Source organism: Pantoea sp. SM3640, from assembly GCF_015654165.1.
Taxonomy (GTDB): Bacteria; Pseudomonadota; Gammaproteobacteria; order Enterobacterales; family Enterobacteriaceae; genus Pantoea; species Pantoea vagans.
This window is the reverse complement of the sequence record NZ_CP064872.1, coordinates 270,733-286,513: the sequence shown is the minus strand read 5'-3', so window position 1 is coordinate 286,513 and position 15,781 is coordinate 270,733. Positions and strand designations below refer to the sequence as shown.

Sequence of the window (15,781 nt, the reverse complement as noted above, 5' to 3'; positions counted from 1 at the left end):
ATCTCAAACGCGACCCGGCTGCTTACGCAACCCGAACGGTTTTGAGATACTGTATGGAGACACCTTTCACCTGTCACCAAGCAGGTGGCGTCCCCTAGGGGATTCGAACCCCTGTTGCCGCCGTGAAAGGGCGGAGTCCTAACCGCTAGACGAAGGGGACACGATAGTGTCACGACTTCGCAGCCGTCCTGCTCATTACTTTTTATCAGACAATCTGTGTGAGCACTGCGCGGGAAGGTATCTTCAGGTAAGGAGGTGATCCAACCGCAGGTTCCCCTACGGTTACCTTGTTACGACTTCACCCCAGTCATGAATCACAAAGTGGTAAGCGCCCTCCCGAAGGTTAAGCTACCTACTTCTTTTGCAACCCACTCCCATGGTGTGACGGGCGGTGTGTACAAGGCCCGGGAACGTATTCACCGTGGCATTCTGATCCACGATTACTAGCGATTCCGACTTCACGGAGTCGAGTTGCAGACTCCGATCCGGACTACGACGCACTTTGTGAGGTCCGCTTGCTCTCGCGAGGTCGCTTCTCTTTGTATGCGCCATTGTAGCACGTGTGTAGCCCTACTCGTAAGGGCCATGATGACTTGACGTCATCCCCACCTTCCTCCGGTTTATCACCGGCAGTCTCCTTTGAGTTCCCGACCGAATCGCTGGCAACAAAGGATAAGGGTTGCGCTCGTTGCGGGACTTAACCCAACATTTCACAACACGAGCTGACGACAGCCATGCAGCACCTGTCTCACGGTTCCCGAAGGCACTAAGGCATCTCTGCCGAATTCCGTGGATGTCAAGAGTAGGTAAGGTTCTTCGCGTTGCATCGAATTAAACCACATGCTCCACCGCTTGTGCGGGCCCCCGTCAATTCATTTGAGTTTTAACCTTGCGGCCGTACTCCCCAGGCGGTCGACTTAACGCGTTAGCTCCGGAAGCCACTCCTCAAGGGAACAACCTCCAAGTCGACATCGTTTACGGCGTGGACTACCAGGGTATCTAATCCTGTTTGCTCCCCACGCTTTCGCACCTGAGCGTCAGTCTTTGTCCAGGGGGCCGCCTTCGCCACCGGTATTCCTCCAGATCTCTACGCATTTCACCGCTACACCTGGAATTCTACCCCCCTCTACAAGACTCAAGCCTGCCAGTTTCAAATGCAGTTCCCAGGTTAAGCCCGGGGATTTCACATCTGACTTAACAGACCGCCTGCGTGCGCTTTACGCCCAGTAATTCCGATTAACGCTTGCACCCTCCGTATTACCGCGGCTGCTGGCACGGAGTTAGCCGGTGCTTCTTCTGCGGGTAACGTCAATCGACGCGGTTATTAACCGCACCGCCTTCCTCCCCGCTGAAAGTACTTTACAACCCGAAGGCCTTCTTCATACACGCGGCATGGCTGCATCAGGCTTGCGCCCATTGTGCAATATTCCCCACTGCTGCCTCCCGTAGGAGTCTGGACCGTGTCTCAGTTCCAGTGTGGCTGGTCATCCTCTCAGACCAGCTAGGGATCGTCGCCTAGGTGGGCCATTACCCCGCCTACTAGCTAATCCCATCTGGGTTCATCCGATAGTGAGAGGCCCGAAGGTCCCCCTCTTTGGTCTTGCGACGTTATGCGGTATTAGCCACCGTTTCCAGTGGTTATCCCCCTCTATCGGGCAGATCCCCAGACATTACTCACCCGTCCGCCACTCGTCACCCAAGGAGCAAGCTCCTCTGTGCTACCGTCCGACTTGCATGTGTTAGGCCTGCCGCCAGCGTTCAATCTGAGCCATGATCAAACTCTTCAATTTAAGTTTGATTTGCTTAAACAAGTTAAGCGGTGCTCATCTGTAAAACGTCATAATGAATTTCATTATGTGTTCACTCGTGAGGCTTTGATATTTTTTACGTCCTAAGACGCTGATATCAATCCTGCGAGTGCCCACACAGATTGTCTGATAAATTGTTAAAGAGCAGTGCGAACAGTGCGTTAGCGTCCTGTCGCGAGGTGGCGTATATTACGCTTTCCTCCTGCAGAGTCAACCTCTTTCTCAGAAGTTTTTCTCCGGCGGCGCAGTCTCCTGTGCCTCTCAACCCGTTTCCCGTTGCCGGTGTTCCGTGTCGATGGAGGCGCATTATAGGGATCCCGTTTGAGAGCACAACCCTTTTTTAGGATCTTTTATCTGAACGGTTATAAATGATCCAGATTGGTGAGATCGCCAGCGATCCGCGTCAGAATTGGCTTGTCAGCTGGCTAAAATGGCATCAGGCTGAAGTGAAAATAGAACAAAGGAGAACAAGATGACTTCCGCCCTACGTCCCTATAAAGATCTTTTCCCACAAACGGGCCAGCGCGTTATGGTCGATCCAAGCAGCGTTGTCGTCGGTGATGTGATTATGGAAGATGACGTGAGCATCTGGCCGCTGGTTGCGATAAGAGGTGATGTGAATCAGGTCCGCATTGGTGCCCGTACTAATGTGCAGGACGGCAGTGTTCTGCACGTCACACATAAATCAGCCGCCAACCCCCAGGGCTTCCCTCTTATTATTGGCGAGGACGTCACCGTCGGGCATAAAGCGATGCTACACGGCTGTACCATTGGCGATCGCGTGCTGGTCGGAATGGGATCGATTCTGCTGGATGGCGTAATAGTAGAAGAAGAGGTAATGATTGGTGCCGGAAGTCTGGTGCCGCCCGGTAAAAGGCTGGAAAGCGGCTATCTCTACCTGGGTAGCCCGGTAAAGCAGGTCAGGCCGCTGAATGACAGTGAGAAGGAAGGTCTGCGCTGTTCCGCTAATAACTATGTTGGCTGGAAGGATGATTATCTGGCGGGAGATAACCAGATCCAGCCCTGATTATCTATATCATCCTGACGAATGGCCGCTTCGGCCTCATCTTCCAGATCCCAGCGATGGTGCTGAAACAGCGCCATCGCCTCTCCTTCACCAAAACGTGAATTTAGCGAATCGCGGCTGATTGCACAATTCAGCCGCATGCCGTTGACCAGTACTGGAAAACAGACCGCGTTCAGTTCAGCGTCATAGGTTTCCTCATCCGGGAACTGTATCGCCTGATTCATGGCTGCATGGCCTGCTAAAGCTGAGCAATCACGGGCGTGATTTCCGGCATCACACCGTGCCATATGTAGAAAGCATGCGCAGCCTGACCCACCAGCATCCCCAGTCCATCGGCCAGATGATCACTCCCTTGCGCCTGACACCAGCGTAAAAAAGGCGTCAGCCCGCTTTGGTAAAACATGTCGTAGCAGCGCACTTCAGAATGGATGACCTCTGCAGGTAAAGGAGGCGTTTCTCCATTCACACCACTTGAAGTGGCGTTGATGATCAGATCAAAGCGCTGATCCGTCAGTTGCTCAAAACCAGATGCCCGGATAGTCCCGCTCGCGCTAAACAGGTTCGCCAGCTCTTCAGCGCGCGCGGCGGTACGATTGACGACGGTCAGTGTCACGCCTGCTGAAAGCAGCGGCAGAATAACACCGCGTGCGGCCCCGCCCGCTCCTACCAGCAAGACATTGTCGCCAGCATTGATCATATTCAGCCGTTCAAGATCGCTTAACAGGCCGATACCATCCGTGTTGTCTCCCAGGATCTGCCCATCACTGAGCTTTTTAACGGTGTTTACCGCACCGGACAGAGCTGCACGTTCGCTGAGCTGATCGGCAAATTCCCATGCCTGCTGTTTGAAGGGTAACGTCACGTTGGCACCACGACCTCCCTGTTCGAAAAAGGCAGAAAGCGATTGAGGAAAACCATCAACCGGGGCACAGATGCGACCATAGCGATGTTCAATGCCCGTCTGCTCAGCGAAAGCCTGATGGATCAGCGGCGATTTACTGTGGCTGATCGGATTACCGAAAACGGCGAAGTGATCCATGAATTAACCCTGACGTATGAGTTCGCCGCTGATGACATCGCGGATTTCAGAAGGATTGAGTCGTCCACCCGTTTTCCCCGACAGAACCGGGAACGGCTCACCAAACTGCTGCTTCACTTCTTCAGCCGTACGGCAGGGAGGCTGGCCTGACAGGTTTGCGCTGGTCGAAACCAGCGGTTTGCCAAACGCCCGACATAGCGCCTGAACATCCGGATGGTCACTGACGCGAATGGCCAGTGAATCAAACTGTCCGGTAAGCCAGCGAGGCGTCTGTGGCGGCACAGGCACGACAAAAGTCACCGGGCCGGGCCAGCAGGCAAACATCCGCTCTCGCTGGACTACAGAAAGTTCGCGCGCCGAGATGTAAGGTTCTAGCTGACTGTAATCAGCCGCAATCAGGATGAGCCCCTTCTCTACCGGGCGCTGTTTCAGCGCCAGCAACGCCATAACGGCAGATTCACTGTCAGGGTCACAGCCCAGACCAAATACGGCTTCCGTAGGATAGGCGATGACTGCCTGACGATTCAGATGCTCTAAACAGGTCTCAAGTGAATCGGCGAGGTGTTGATTTTCCATGGTCTATGAATTCTCTTCAGCGATGGCTTTGCCACAACTCTTACTGGCGCAGAAGCGCTTAACGCCCTGCGCCGTCTTTTTCTCAACTAACAGCGGATACTCACAATAAGGACAGATTCCGGCAACGGGTGTCAGATTGACGACAAACTGGCAGGCCGGATAACGATCGCAGGAGTGAAACGTTTTGCCATAACGGGAACGCCGCTGAACTAACCGGCCTTCATGGCACTGTGGACAGGCCAGCGAGGTTTCATCCGGTTTATCGATGGTTTCTGTGTATCCGCATTCCGGATAGAGGCTGCAGCCGATAAACATACCAAAACGTCCCTGCCGCAACACTTTATCCGCACCGCATTCAGGACAGGCGTGTCCTTCCAGCACTTTGACCACATGGCCATCGGCCTGACCTTTTAAAGGTCGAATGTAGTCACAAGCCGGGTAGTTCGCGCAGCCCAGAAAAGGACCGTGTTTACCGGAACGGATAACCAGTTCTGCCCCGCAAGCGGGGCAGGGATCCTGTTTACGCACGGTGAAGAGTGCAGCTTTACTCATAGCGATCAATGCATGAAAGGAAATTTAATGCAGCATACCTTCATTGGCGTCGAATAGCAGTTCTTCCATCTGCTGATAGGCATTTTCACATCCCGGGATGTTGAACAACACCATCAGCACTACCCATTTGAGATCCTCCAAATCAAACTCAGAGGTATCCAGCGCCATGATACGTTCGATGACCATTTCACGGGTTTCCAGGTTCAGCACCTGAATCTGCTCCAGGAACAGCAGGAAACCACGGCTGTCAGCATCTAAACGTTTGCTCTCTTCATCGGTATAAATACGCATGGAGAGCGGATCATTTGTCAGTAAAATTGGTTCTACCAGACCTTCCTGATAGTCAGCCAGTCTTTCTAACCAGTTCAGCGCACTGTAAACATCTTCACGATGGAACCCGGCATCCGTCAGGTCATCTGTCAATCTGTCCTGATCAACACCCATTTCTGCTTCGTTGTGGATATATGTCTCAAACAAGTACATCAGTACGTCGAACATGGCATGCCCTCCTCAATCGGACATAGCCGCCGGGTACAGCTGCGATCCATCCTGCTAACTCCAGTTCCAGCAACTGAGCTGAGATAACTGGCACAGATTGGCCGGCACGTTCAGCGACAACGTCAACAGGTGTAACATCATCTCCTACGTTAGCCAACACATCAGCAAATGGCAATGGAGCATCGTCCCTCACCTCAGAATAAATTTCATCCGCCTGAGCCACAGGTAGCCAGTTAAGTGCATTTGCCAGATCTTCTGCGATGTTATTGGGATGAGCCACCAGCAGCGCGCCCTGCTGAATCAGCCAGTTTACGCCTTCGCTTAACGGGTTACCGAGCGCGCCAGGTAAGGCATAGACATTACGATTTTGCTCCAGCGCATAGCGGGCCGTCACCAGTGAGCCACTTTTCAGCGAGGCTTCTACCACCAGCACACCGTGGCTCAGGCCGCTAATGATACGATTACGGCGTGGAAAATTAAGGGGATGCGGTATGGTGGTCAGTGGAAACTCAGAAACGATAGCACCGCCCTGCCCGACAATCTCTGCGGCAAGACGGGTATGGTTTTTGGGATAAAGATGCTGCAACCCGCTTCCTAACACCGCCACCGTTTTACCGCCCACGTTAAGTGCGGCCTGATGCGCAACGCCATCAATACCCCGCGCCAGTCCGCTGGTGATGGTCAATCCGCCCAGGCTTAAATGCTGGGTAAACCAGTCACACCAGTAACGGCCATAGTGAGAGCTGTTCCGGCTTCCTACAATTGCTAACTGTGGTGTACTGATAACAGCAGGATCGCCATCAATATAAAGCAGCGGCGGAAAGCGATTGGTTTCTTTAAGACGGGCTGGATAAGCTGCATCCAGAGCGGTAATCAGATGATGAGCCGGACTCTGCGCCAGCCAGGAAAAGACTTCCTCAATATTTTTTTCATTAAATTCATAATATTGCTGTCGCTGGCTGGCATCTAACCCAAGCCGGATAAGCTGCTCATCGTCTGCCAGTCCGGCACCTGTCTGCTGCGCCACGTCAACCCAGCGTTTTCCTGTCATTCCGGTGACGGCCGCCAGCCGCACATACTGCCCTGTTTTGTCCATCTCCTGCTCCCTGATCGCCCTTGCTTCCTGCCGCACAATGCTGTCAATCGGGCCTCGAAAAGTCTACAATATGAGGCAGTAATCTTTTCTTAACCGAATACAGATCTGGATATTTATGTCAGTTTTGCAGGTATTACATTTCCCTGACGAGCGTCTTCGCAAAGTCGCTGCGCCCGTTAAAGAAGTTAACGCAGACATTCAGCGTATCGTTGATGATATGTTCGAGACGATGTATGCCGAAGAAGGTATCGGTCTTGCGGCTACGCAGGTCGATATTCATCAGCGCATTATCGTGATTGATGTCTCTGAAAGTCGTGAAGAGCGTTTAGTCCTGATTAACCCTGAGCTGCTGGAAAAAAGCGGCGAAACCGGTATTGAAGAGGGTTGCCTCTCTATTCCGGAACAGCGCGCGTTTGTTCCACGTGCTGAGCGGGTAAAGGTTCGCGCACTTGATCGTGATGGTAAAAGTTTCGAGCTGGAAGCCAGCGAGTTACTGGCCATCTGCATCCAGCATGAGATTGATCATCTGGAAGGCAAACTGTTTATTGATTATCTGTCGCCTCTGAAGCGGCAACGAATCAAAACTAAGTTAGAGAAACTGGCGCGTCAGAACGCGCAGGCTTCCTGAGATCTTAAGAAGGGATAAACGTGTCTGCCCCGCTAAAAATCATCTTTGCCGGCACACCTGACTTCGCAGCGCGTCATCTTGACGCGCTGCTTGCTTCTGAACATCAGGTTATCGGCGTATTCACCCAACCCGACCGTCCTGCGGGCCGCGGTAACAAACTCACGCCGGGCCCGGTCAAAACGCTGGCGCTGGCACATGACATTCCGGTTTATCAGCCTAAGTCACTGCGACCTGAAGAAAATCAGCAGCTGGTCGCTGATCTGAAGGCAGACGTGATGGTCGTTGTGGCCTACGGATTAATTCTGCCAAAGGCCGTACTGGATATGCCACGTCTCGGCTGTATCAACGTTCATGGTTCGCTGCTGCCGCGCTGGCGTGGAGCCGCGCCTATTCAGCGCGCACTGTGGGCTGGCGACAGCGAAACCGGCGTGACCATCATGCAGATGGACGTGGGGTTAGACACCGGCGATATGCTGCATAAGCTGGCTTGCCCGATTACCGCTGAAGATACCAGTGCAACGCTCTATGACAAGCTGGCACAGCTTGGTCCACAGGGGCTGCTGGATACGCTGACGTTACTGAGCACAGGACAGGCTTCACCTGAAAAGCAGGATGAAACACTGGCCAACTATGCTGAGAAACTTAGCAAAGAGGAAGCACGTCTCGACTGGACCCTCTCTGCAGACCAGCTTGAACGTTGTATTCGCGCGTTTAACCCGTGGCCGATGAGCTTTTTCATCATTGATGATCAACCCGTAAAAGTCTGGCAGGCAAGCGTTCTGCCGCACAGCGATCGTTCGCCGGGTGAAATTATCAGTGCGGATAAGCATGGCATACAGGTCGCGACGGCTCAGGGTGTACTGAATCTGCTGCAGTTACAGCCTGCCGGTAAAAAACCGATGTCGGCTCAGGATCTTCTCAACTCGCGCCGGGAATGGTTTGAACCTGGAACCCTTCTCGACTGACTCCCAGGCCCGGTCACTCACCGGGCCTTTTGTTTGATGACAAAACCCTATGACTAAATCTATCAACCTGCGAAGCCTTTCCGCTCAACTTATTGAGCGTGTGGTCGACAAAGGCGAATCCCTGAATACCGCACTGCCGGCCGCCCAGAAAAAACTCTCTGACAAAGATAGCGCGTTAGTGCAGGAAATCTGTTTTGGCGTATTGCGCACATTGCCGCAGCTTGAAGCGCTGATCGGCAGACTGATGGAGCGTCCACTGACCGGCAAACAGCGGGTTCTGCACTATCTGATCATGGTCGGGCTTTATCAGCTGGAATATACCCGTGTGCCTGCCCATGCCGCACTGGCAGAAACCGTCGCGGGCGCCGAAGTCCTGAAGCGTACCAGCCTGAAAGGCTTGTTAAATGGTGTATTACGCCAGTTTCAGCGCCAGCGGGAAGAGCTGCTTGCCAGCATTCAGGATGGTCCACAGCGTTATCTTCATCCGGGATGGCTGCTAAAGCGGTTACAGCATGCCTGGCCTGAACAGTGGCAGCAGATCGTCGAAGCCAATAATCTTCGTCCGCCGATGTGGCTGCGGGTTAACCGCCAGCACCACAATCGTGACGCATGGCTGGCCATGCTGGTCGAAATCGACAGAAATGCACAACCCGCTGACGACGTACCGGATGCGCTGCGGCTTGACGCGCCTGCCCCGGTCAGCCAGCTACCCGGCTTTGATCAGGGTTGGGTGACCGTGCAGGATTTATCCGCTCAGCGCTGTGCTTTGCTGCTTGAACCGCAAAATGGCGAACAGATTCTGGATTTATGCGCGGCGCCTGGCGGTAAAACGACCCACATTCTTGAAATTGCGCCGGAAGCAGAAGTGATGGCCGTCGACGTAGATGCGCAGCGCCTTAAACGTGTTGAGGAAAATCTGCAGCGGTTGGGCATGAAAGCAGACGTTAAACAGGGTGATGGACGAACGCCGCAACAGTGGTGCGGTGATCGTCAGTTTGACCGTATTCTGCTGGATGCGCCCTGCTCTGCGACCGGTGTAATCCGACGCCATCCTGATATTAAATGGCTGCGTCGCGATCGCGATATCGCCGAGCTGGCAAAGCTTCAGAGTGAAATTCTTGACGCCATCTGGCCGCACCTGAAACCAGGCGGTACGCTGATTTATGCCACCTGCTCGATCCTGCCTGAAGAGAATCATCAGCAGATTGAGGCTTTCCTGCAACGCCAGCACGATGCTCAGGCAGAATCCCTCAGGGGTGCGCCGGCGAACGGCTTGCAGGTATTCCCGCAGGCCGAAGGCGGAGATGGTTTCTTCTACGCTAAGCTGATAAAGAAATCGGGTACAAACTGAGATGAGTATTGATAAGCGATGAAAATAATCATTCTGGGTGCAGGACAGGTTGGTGGAACCCTGGCAGAAAATCTGGTCGGTGAAAACAACGACATTACGGTGGTCGATACCGATTCTTCACGTCTGCGTCATCTGCAGGATAAGTTCGATTTGCGCGTTGTTCAGGGCCATGGTTCCCATCCGCGAATTCTGCGTGAGGCGGGTGCGGAAGATGCCGACATGCTGGTTGCCGTAACCAACTCGGATGAAACCAACATGATCGCTTGCCAGATTGCTTATTCGCTTTTCAATACCCCGAATCGCATCGCCCGTATCCGCGCGGCCGACTATTTGCGCGATGCAGACAAGTTGTTTATACCTGAAGCAGTGCCTATTGATCATCTGATCTCACCTGAGCAGCTGGTAATCGACAATATCTACCGGCTGATTCAGTATCCTGGCGCATTGCAGGTGGTTAACTTTGCTGAGGGAAAAGTCAGTCTGGCAGTGGTAAAAGCCTATTATGGCGGGCCGCTGGTAGGAAATCCGCTCTCGATCATGCGTGAGCACATGCCACACATCGATACACGCGTAGCCGCTATATTCCGGCAGGATCGTCCTATTCGTCCGCAGGGTTCAACCATTGTAGAAGCAGGTGATGAAGTGTTCTTCATCGCTGCCAGTCAGAATATTCGTGCGGTGATGAGTGAAATGCAGCGGCTGGAGAAACCTTATAAACGGATTATGCTGGTCGGTGGCGGCAACATCGGTTTCGGTCTGGCGCAGCGACTTGAGAAACACTACAGCGTTAAGCTGATTGAGCGGAATCCCCAGCGCGCAGCGGAACTTGCAGAACATCTGCATGACACCGTGGTGTTTTATGGCGATGCGTCCGATCAGGAGCTGCTCGCTGAAGAGCACGTTGAGCAGGTCGATCTGTTTATCGCCGTCACCAACGATGATGAAGCGAACATCATGTCAGCCATGCTGGCGAAAAAGATGGGTGCGAAAAAAGTGATGGTACTGATTCAGCGCCGCGCTTACGTCGATCTGGTCCAGGGCAGCGTCATCGATATCGCTATTTCCCCTCAGCAAGCCACGATCTCTGCTCTGCTGGGTCATGTGCGCAAAGCGGATATCGTGGGCGTTTCATCGTTACGACGCGGTATTGCAGAGGCGATCGAAGCGATAGCGCATGGTGACGAGTCGACGTCACGCGTTGTGGGTCGTTCGATTGATGACATCAAACTGCCGCCAGGGACCATTATTGGCGCAGTCGTTCGTGGTGATGATGTGATGATTGCCAATGATAACCTGCGTATTGAACAAGGCGATCATGTCATCATGTTCCTGACCGATAAGAAATTCGTATCAGATGTGGAACGCCTCTTCCAGCCGAGTCCGTTTTTCCTGTAAATGCCGCTTTTACAGGCTAACTCAGCATGCTGCATGCAAAACTGCCGCTTAAATGGCTGCGTTGATGGCAAAAACAGTGAGGTTTGTTAGACTTTATGGCGTTGGCTTAGGCAAGGAGATAAGTATGAGTTTAATCAAAGAGTTTCGTGATTTCGCAATGCGCGGCAATGTAATGGATTTAGCCGTGGGTGTCATCATCGGTGCAGCATTCGGTAAAATCGTTTCATCATTAGTCGCTAATATCATCATGCCACCATTAGGCTTGCTGATCGGCGGAGTCGATTTCAAATCATTCGCATGGGTTCTTAAGCCCGCAACAGGCGATGCGCCAGCTGTTGTTATGCAGTACGGTATCTTCCTTCAGACCATCTTTGATTTCGTCATTATCGCTTTCGCGATCTTTATGGCGATTAAGTTGATGAATCGTCTGTACAAGAAAAAAGAAGTGGAGAAGCCAGCTGCTAAACCGTCTAACGAAGAAGTCTTACTGACCGAAATCCGCGATCTGCTGAAACAGCAGAATACCCGGGTATAGTGAATAAGCCGCCACGAAGGCGGTTTTTTACTGTAAAAGCAGAAGGGCAGTGATAAGACGCTTTCTTATCACTGCCCTCCCATCCAGTCCCCTTACCATGTTTCTCTTTCCGCTTAAAACTGCCTTTACCCTTTTGCTTCTGCTCAATACGTTGTCGAAATAACGGGTCGTGCAGCAGTGCCTGAATCGCGTTATCGCGAATTTGCCCTTTAGTATGCTGATATTTACTCATAAAGCCTCCTGTTGAGATGGTCAGATACTCTATTCCTTTGCAGCAAAATAACAAGATGCTTATTTACTCAACGCCTCTCCACGCTCCAGCGCCTCAAGAATTGAGCACGAAATGCTACTGTGACTGTCACCACAACACGCATCCGAGAGGTGTCGCAAAGAGCGCTGCATCGTTTCTAATTCTGCGATCATCTGAGCCACTTCACTTAGCCGTTTTTCAACGATCGCTTTTGATTCCTGACAGGTATGATGCGCAGGATCGACCCGGATGGAAAGTAGCTCTCTGATGGCTTCAAGGCTAAACCCGAGTTTACGACCGTAGCGGATAAATTTCAGACGCTGAAGATCGGCCTCGGTATATAGGCGAAACCCCCCTTCCGTACGACCGTCATGATCCATCATCTGCTGTTTTTCATAAAAACGGATGGTGTCTGGCGTGACGTCAGCAAGCTTAGCTAACTGTCCGATGCGAAACATCTACTCCTCCTCGCTGAAGTGATTCTGAAGGGCTGTCGAATAATCGCCATGCAGAAAATCCGTGCTCATACCCGCCTGGCGTAATCGCAGCGCCAGCAACTGAAGCCGATGACAATGATCCTGATAGTGATGATCCGCGGGATCGAGCTGGCGAATAAGATCGTTCACTTCCATCGCCTCCCGTCTTAACTCCAGCTCCGGCGGCAGAAAGCCCGCGTTTTTCAGTAGCCGGTAGCCCGCTCTTAATTCAGGAGGAACATGGCTGTCATCATCCAGCTGTAATGGCTTTCCAGAGCCCGGAAGATTGCTAAGCTCACCCTTTTCCAGCGCTGCCTTAATATGCTGTTCCGCAAGTTCATCAACCAGCCACATAATCGGCTCCTTTGAACATGAAAGACATCTTTCTAAGGTAGTAAATTTCAGGCAATAAAAAACCCGCCGAAGCGGGTTTTTTACGTTGCTACAGATTACTCTGCGGCTGCTTCTGCTTGAGCTTCTGGACGATCAACCAGCTCGATGTAAGCCATCGGAGCGTTGTCACCAGCACGGAAGCCACACTTCAGAATACGAGTGTAACCACCGGCACGGCTCGCGAAACGCGGGCCCAGCTCATTAAACAGTTTTGCCACGATCTCGTTATCACGAGTACGGGCGAATGCCAGACGACGATTAGCTACGCTGTCGGTCTTGGCAAGAGTAATCAGCGGCTCAACTACGCGACGCAGTTCTTTGGCTTTCGGCAGAGTCGTTTTGATGATCTCATGACGAACCAGAGAACCGGCCATGTTGCGGAACATAGCCTGACGATGGCTGCTGTTGCGGTTCAGTTGACGACCACTCTTACGATGGCGCATGACCTTATCCTTCTCAGTGAAACCTTAACCTGTGATCTGATTATTCATCAGCAATGCTTGCTGGCGGCCAGTTCTCGAGGCGCATGCCCAGAGAAAGACCACGCGAAGCCAGCACATCTTTAATCTCAGTAAGAGATTTTTTACCAAGGTTAGGCGTTTTAAGCAGCTCAACCTCGGTACGCTGTACCAGATCACCGATGTAGTGGATAGCTTCTGCCTTAAGGCAGTTAGCAGAGCGGACAGTCAATTCCAGATCGTCAACAGGGCGCAGCAGGATCGGATCGAATTCTGGTTTCTCTTCTTTAACTTCTGGCTGACGTACATCACGTAAGTCAACGAAAGCTTCAAGTTGTTCTGCCAGAATGGTTGCCGCACGACGAATCGCCTCTTCAGGATCGATTGTGCCGTTGGTTTCCATTTCGATGACCAGCTTGTCCAGGTCGGTGCGCTGCTCTACACGCGCTGCTTCAACATTGTAGGCGATACGGTCTACAGGGCTGTAGCAAGCGTCAACTAACAGGCGGCCGATTGGGCGCTCATCTTCTTCCGAATGAATTCGGGCAGAAGCCGGCACATAGCCACGTCCACGCTGAACTTTGATACGCATGCTGATAGCAGCGTTCTCATCGGTCAGATGGCAAATGACATGCTGAGGCTTGACGATTTCGACATCACCATCATGGGTAATGTCGGCTGCAGTCACAGGGCCAATGCCAGATTTATTCAAGGTCAGAATAACTTCATCTTTACCCTGAACTCTTACCGCCAGCCCTTTCAGGTTGAGCAGGATTTCCAGGATATCTTCCTGTACGCCCTCTTTGGTGCTGTACTCATGAAGTACACCATCAATTTCAACCTCGGTCACCGCGCAACCCGGCATGGATGAAAGCAGAATACGGCGCAGTGCGTTACCAAGAGTATGGCCAAAGCCACGCTCTAAAGGCTCAAGGGTCACCTTGGCGTGCGTCGAACTCACTTGCTCGATATCTACCAGGCGCGGTTTTAGAAACTCTGTCACAGAACCCTGCATTGTGTCCTCTCTTTGGTACTAAGCCTTACTTGGAGTAAAGCTCGACGATCAGGTGTTCGTTAATGTCCGCAGACAGATCAGTACGTTCAGGAATACGCTTGAACACACCTTCCATCTTAGTCGCATCAACTTCCAGCCAGGTTGGCTTTTCACGCTGCTCAGCCAGCTCCAGAGCGGCCTTCACGCGAGATTGCTTTTTGGCTTTCTCACGGATGCTAACGACATCATTCGGAGATACCTGATAAGAAGCGATGTTAACAACGCGGCCATTTACCAGAACAGACTTATGGCTCACCAGCTGACGTGCTTCTGCACGAGTGGCACCAAAGCCCATACGATAAACTACGTTGTCCAGACGACCTTCCAGCAGAGCCAACAGGTTTTCACCGGTGTTGCCTTTCAGACGAGCTGCTTCTTTATAGTAGTTACGGAACTGACGCTCCAGCACGCCGTAGATACGACGAACTTTCTGCTTTTCACGTAACTGACCGCCGTAATCAGACAGACGCGGTTTACGCGCACCATGCTGACCAGGGGCTTGTTCAATCTTACACTTGGAATCAATCGCGCGAACACCAGACTTAAGGAATAAGTCAGTGCCCTCACGACGGCTCAGCTTGAGCTTAGGACCCAAATATCTTGCCATTTTCTTTCTCCAACTATCCTAAAAAAACGGGCGTTATACGCGACGTTTTTTCGGCGGACGACAACCGTTATGAGGGATCGGAGTCACATCAGTAATATTAGTGATGCGGAAACCAGCGGCGTTCAAAGCACGAATCGTAGATTCGCGACCTGGACCCGGACCCTTTACCATAACTTCCAGGTTCTTAATTCCGTAATCTTTTACCGCTTCTGCACAGCGCTCTGCAGCGACCTGAGCAGCAAACGGAGTGGATTTACGTGAACCGCGGAAACCGGAACCACCGGCGGTTGCCCAACCCAGTGCGTTACCCTGACGATCAGTAATGGTAACGATGGTGTTGTTAAAAGAAGCATGGACATGAGCCACGCCATCTGAGACTTGTTTTCTTACACGCTTGCGTGCACGAACTGGTGCCTTTGCCATTATTTACTCACCCCGATTATTTCTTGATCGGTTTACGCGGACCCTTACGGGTACGTGCGTTGGTCTTAGTACGCTGACCGCGAACCGGAAGACCACGACGATGGCGCAAACCACGGTAGCAACCAAGGTCCATAAGACGCTTGATGCTCAGGGTGATTTCACGGCGCAGATCACCTTCTACAACGAATTTCGCAACTGCATCACGCAGCTGATCAATTTGTTCTTCAGACAGCTCACTGATCTTAACATTTTCAGCAATACCCGTTGAAGCGCAGATGGCTTTTGAACGGGTTTTACCGATACCGAAGATCGAAGTTAATGCGATAACGGTATGTTTTTGATCAGGAATGTTAATGCCTGCTATACGGGCCACTATGCACTCCTATAATTAAACAAGCACGTCCCATGCTGAAAAGCCCGTTTTCAGGATACTCAAATGGAAACGTACTGACATACAAAAGATTGGCTGGCTAATCTAGCCAGCTCAACCCGACTTTGCAAGAAAAATATGTGACAAAATCAGCCTTGGCGCTGTTTATGCTTTGGCTCGGCGCTGCAGATCACACGTACGACACCGTCGCGACGAATGATTTTGCAGTTACGACATAATCTCTTGACGGAAGCACGAACTTTCATTTTTACTCTCCGTA

Annotated in this window: 21 protein-coding genes, 1 tRNA gene and 1 rRNA gene; 6 read left to right on the top strand and 17 right to left on the bottom strand. The window is 52.0% G+C overall.

Features of this window, described 5'->3' with window-relative positions; translation table 11 throughout:
- Window positions 1-85 precede the first annotated feature (85 nt).
- A tRNA-Glu gene (locus IV493_RS01430) sits at window positions 86-160 on the bottom strand.
- Between the two features lie 88 nt (window positions 161-248).
- A 16S ribosomal RNA gene (locus IV493_RS01425) occupies window positions 249-1,790 on the bottom strand.
- Between the two features lie 490 nt (window positions 1,791-2,280).
- Here IV493_RS01425 and IV493_RS01420 point away from each other — a divergent pair.
- Window positions 2,281-2,835, top strand: coding sequence for a gamma carbonic anhydrase family protein (locus IV493_RS01420; RefSeq protein ID WP_195857639.1), 555 nt, complete (start codon window positions 2,281-2,283; stop codon window positions 2,833-2,835).
- On the opposite strand, the gene IV493_RS01415 is transcribed toward IV493_RS01420, so the two are convergent.
- Genes IV493_RS01415 through dprA form a run of 6 tightly spaced genes read right to left on the bottom strand, consistent with a single transcriptional unit; the run spans window position 2,802 to window position 6,596 of the window.
- Window positions 2,802-3,059: a DUF1488 domain-containing protein gene (locus IV493_RS01415; RefSeq protein WP_013359224.1), complete on the bottom strand. Its 258-nt coding sequence runs from the start codon at window positions 3,057-3,059 to the stop codon at window positions 2,802-2,804. The two genes, IV493_RS01420 and IV493_RS01415, sit on opposite strands and share 34 nt — an antisense overlap.
- Before the next feature lie 14 nt (window positions 3,060-3,073).
- Window positions 3,074-3,874, bottom strand: a complete 801-nt coding sequence (gene aroE, locus IV493_RS01410; RefSeq protein WP_195857638.1) for a shikimate dehydrogenase — start codon at window positions 3,872-3,874, stop codon at window positions 3,074-3,076.
- Window positions 3,875-3,877: 3 nt separating this feature from the next.
- A complete protein-coding gene (tsaC, locus tag IV493_RS01405) occupies window positions 3,878-4,450 on the bottom strand; it encodes an L-threonylcarbamoyladenylate synthase type 1 TsaC (RefSeq protein ID WP_013359226.1) in 573 nt (190 codons plus the stop codon).
- 3 nt (window positions 4,451-4,453) lie between these two features.
- Window positions 4,454-5,002: a topoisomerase DNA-binding C4 zinc finger domain-containing protein gene (locus IV493_RS01400; RefSeq protein ID WP_033734101.1), complete on the bottom strand. Its 549-nt coding sequence runs from the start codon at window positions 5,000-5,002 to the stop codon at window positions 4,454-4,456.
- A gap of 24 nt (window positions 5,003-5,026) precedes the next feature.
- Window positions 5,027-5,500 (bottom strand): DUF494 family protein Smg, encoded by a 474-nt coding sequence (gene smg / locus IV493_RS01395; protein ID WP_013359228.1) that lies wholly within the window; start codon window positions 5,498-5,500, stop codon window positions 5,027-5,029.
- The gene (gene dprA / locus IV493_RS01390; RefSeq protein WP_013359229.1) at window positions 5,472-6,596 is read right to left on the bottom strand and encodes a DNA-protecting protein DprA; all 1,125 of its coding nucleotides are present in this window, start codon (window positions 6,594-6,596) and stop codon (window positions 5,472-5,474) included. The genes smg and dprA overlap by 29 nt, the downstream gene beginning before the upstream one ends.
- Before the next feature lie 115 nt (window positions 6,597-6,711).
- Here dprA and def point away from each other — a divergent pair, with 115 nt between their 5' ends.
- From def to mscL, 5 genes are all read left to right on the top strand, one after another.
- Window positions 6,712-7,224: a peptide deformylase gene (def, locus tag IV493_RS01385; RefSeq protein ID WP_013359230.1), complete on the top strand. Its 513-nt coding sequence runs from the start codon at window positions 6,712-6,714 to the stop codon at window positions 7,222-7,224.
- A gap of 20 nt (window positions 7,225-7,244) precedes the next feature.
- Window positions 7,245-8,189, top strand: a complete 945-nt coding sequence (gene fmt / locus IV493_RS01380; RefSeq protein ID WP_195857637.1) for a methionyl-tRNA formyltransferase — start codon at window positions 7,245-7,247, stop codon at window positions 8,187-8,189.
- Window positions 8,190-8,238: 49 nt separating this feature from the next.
- Window positions 8,239-9,540 (top strand): 16S rRNA (cytosine(967)-C(5))-methyltransferase RsmB, encoded by a 1,302-nt coding sequence (gene rsmB, locus IV493_RS01375; RefSeq protein WP_013359232.1) that lies wholly within the window; start codon window positions 8,239-8,241, stop codon window positions 9,538-9,540.
- An 18-nt stretch (window positions 9,541-9,558) separates the two neighbouring features.
- Window positions 9,559-10,935, top strand: coding sequence for a Trk system potassium transporter TrkA (gene trkA / locus IV493_RS01370; protein WP_013359233.1), 1,377 nt, complete (start codon window positions 9,559-9,561; stop codon window positions 10,933-10,935).
- Between the two features lie 124 nt (window positions 10,936-11,059).
- On the top strand, window positions 11,060-11,470 hold the full coding sequence (gene mscL, locus IV493_RS01365) for a large-conductance mechanosensitive channel protein MscL (protein ID WP_013359234.1): 411 nt from the start codon (window positions 11,060-11,062) through the stop codon (window positions 11,468-11,470).
- On the opposite strand, the gene IV493_RS01360 is transcribed toward mscL, so the two are convergent.
- From IV493_RS01360 to rpmJ, 9 genes are all read right to left on the bottom strand, one after another.
- On the bottom strand, window positions 11,406-11,702 hold the full coding sequence (locus tag IV493_RS01360; protein WP_071822199.1) for an alternative ribosome-rescue factor A: 297 nt from the start codon (window positions 11,700-11,702) through the stop codon (window positions 11,406-11,408). The genes mscL and IV493_RS01360 overlap by 65 nt on opposite strands.
- A 59-nt stretch (window positions 11,703-11,761) precedes the next feature.
- Window positions 11,762-12,178, bottom strand: a complete 417-nt coding sequence (gene zntR, locus IV493_RS01355; protein ID WP_013359235.1) for a Zn(2+)-responsive transcriptional regulator — start codon at window positions 12,176-12,178, stop codon at window positions 11,762-11,764.
- On the bottom strand, window positions 12,179-12,550 hold the full coding sequence (locus IV493_RS01350; RefSeq protein ID WP_013359236.1) for a DnaJ family domain-containing protein: 372 nt from the start codon (window positions 12,548-12,550) through the stop codon (window positions 12,179-12,181). It abuts the gene before it with no gap.
- Between the two features lie 95 nt (window positions 12,551-12,645).
- A complete protein-coding gene (rplQ, locus tag IV493_RS01345) occupies window positions 12,646-13,032 on the bottom strand; it encodes a 50S ribosomal protein L17 (RefSeq protein ID WP_003850180.1) in 387 nt (128 codons plus the stop codon).
- 40 nt (window positions 13,033-13,072) lie between these two features.
- Window positions 13,073-14,062: a DNA-directed RNA polymerase subunit alpha gene (rpoA, locus tag IV493_RS01340; protein WP_003850179.1), complete on the bottom strand. Its 990-nt coding sequence runs from the start codon at window positions 14,060-14,062 to the stop codon at window positions 13,073-13,075.
- Window positions 14,063-14,087: 25 nt separating this feature from the next.
- A complete protein-coding gene (rpsD, locus tag IV493_RS01335; RefSeq protein WP_008927131.1) occupies window positions 14,088-14,708 on the bottom strand; it encodes a 30S ribosomal protein S4 in 621 nt (206 codons plus the stop codon).
- Window positions 14,709-14,741: 33 nt separating this feature from the next.
- Window positions 14,742-15,131 carry a 30S ribosomal protein S11 gene (gene rpsK / locus IV493_RS01330; RefSeq protein WP_004160563.1) on the bottom strand — a complete coding sequence of 130 codons (390 nt, stop codon included), beginning with the start codon at window positions 15,129-15,131 and terminating at the stop codon, window positions 14,742-14,744.
- A 16-nt stretch (window positions 15,132-15,147) separates the two neighbouring features.
- The gene (gene rpsM, locus IV493_RS01325; protein ID WP_003850176.1) at window positions 15,148-15,504 is read right to left on the bottom strand and encodes a 30S ribosomal protein S13; all 357 of its coding nucleotides are present in this window, start codon (window positions 15,502-15,504) and stop codon (window positions 15,148-15,150) included.
- Window positions 15,505-15,650: 146 nt separating this feature from the next.
- On the bottom strand, window positions 15,651-15,767 hold the full coding sequence (gene rpmJ / locus IV493_RS01320) for a 50S ribosomal protein L36 (RefSeq protein WP_010252805.1): 117 nt from the start codon (window positions 15,765-15,767) through the stop codon (window positions 15,651-15,653).
- Window positions 15,768-15,781 lie beyond the last annotated feature (14 nt).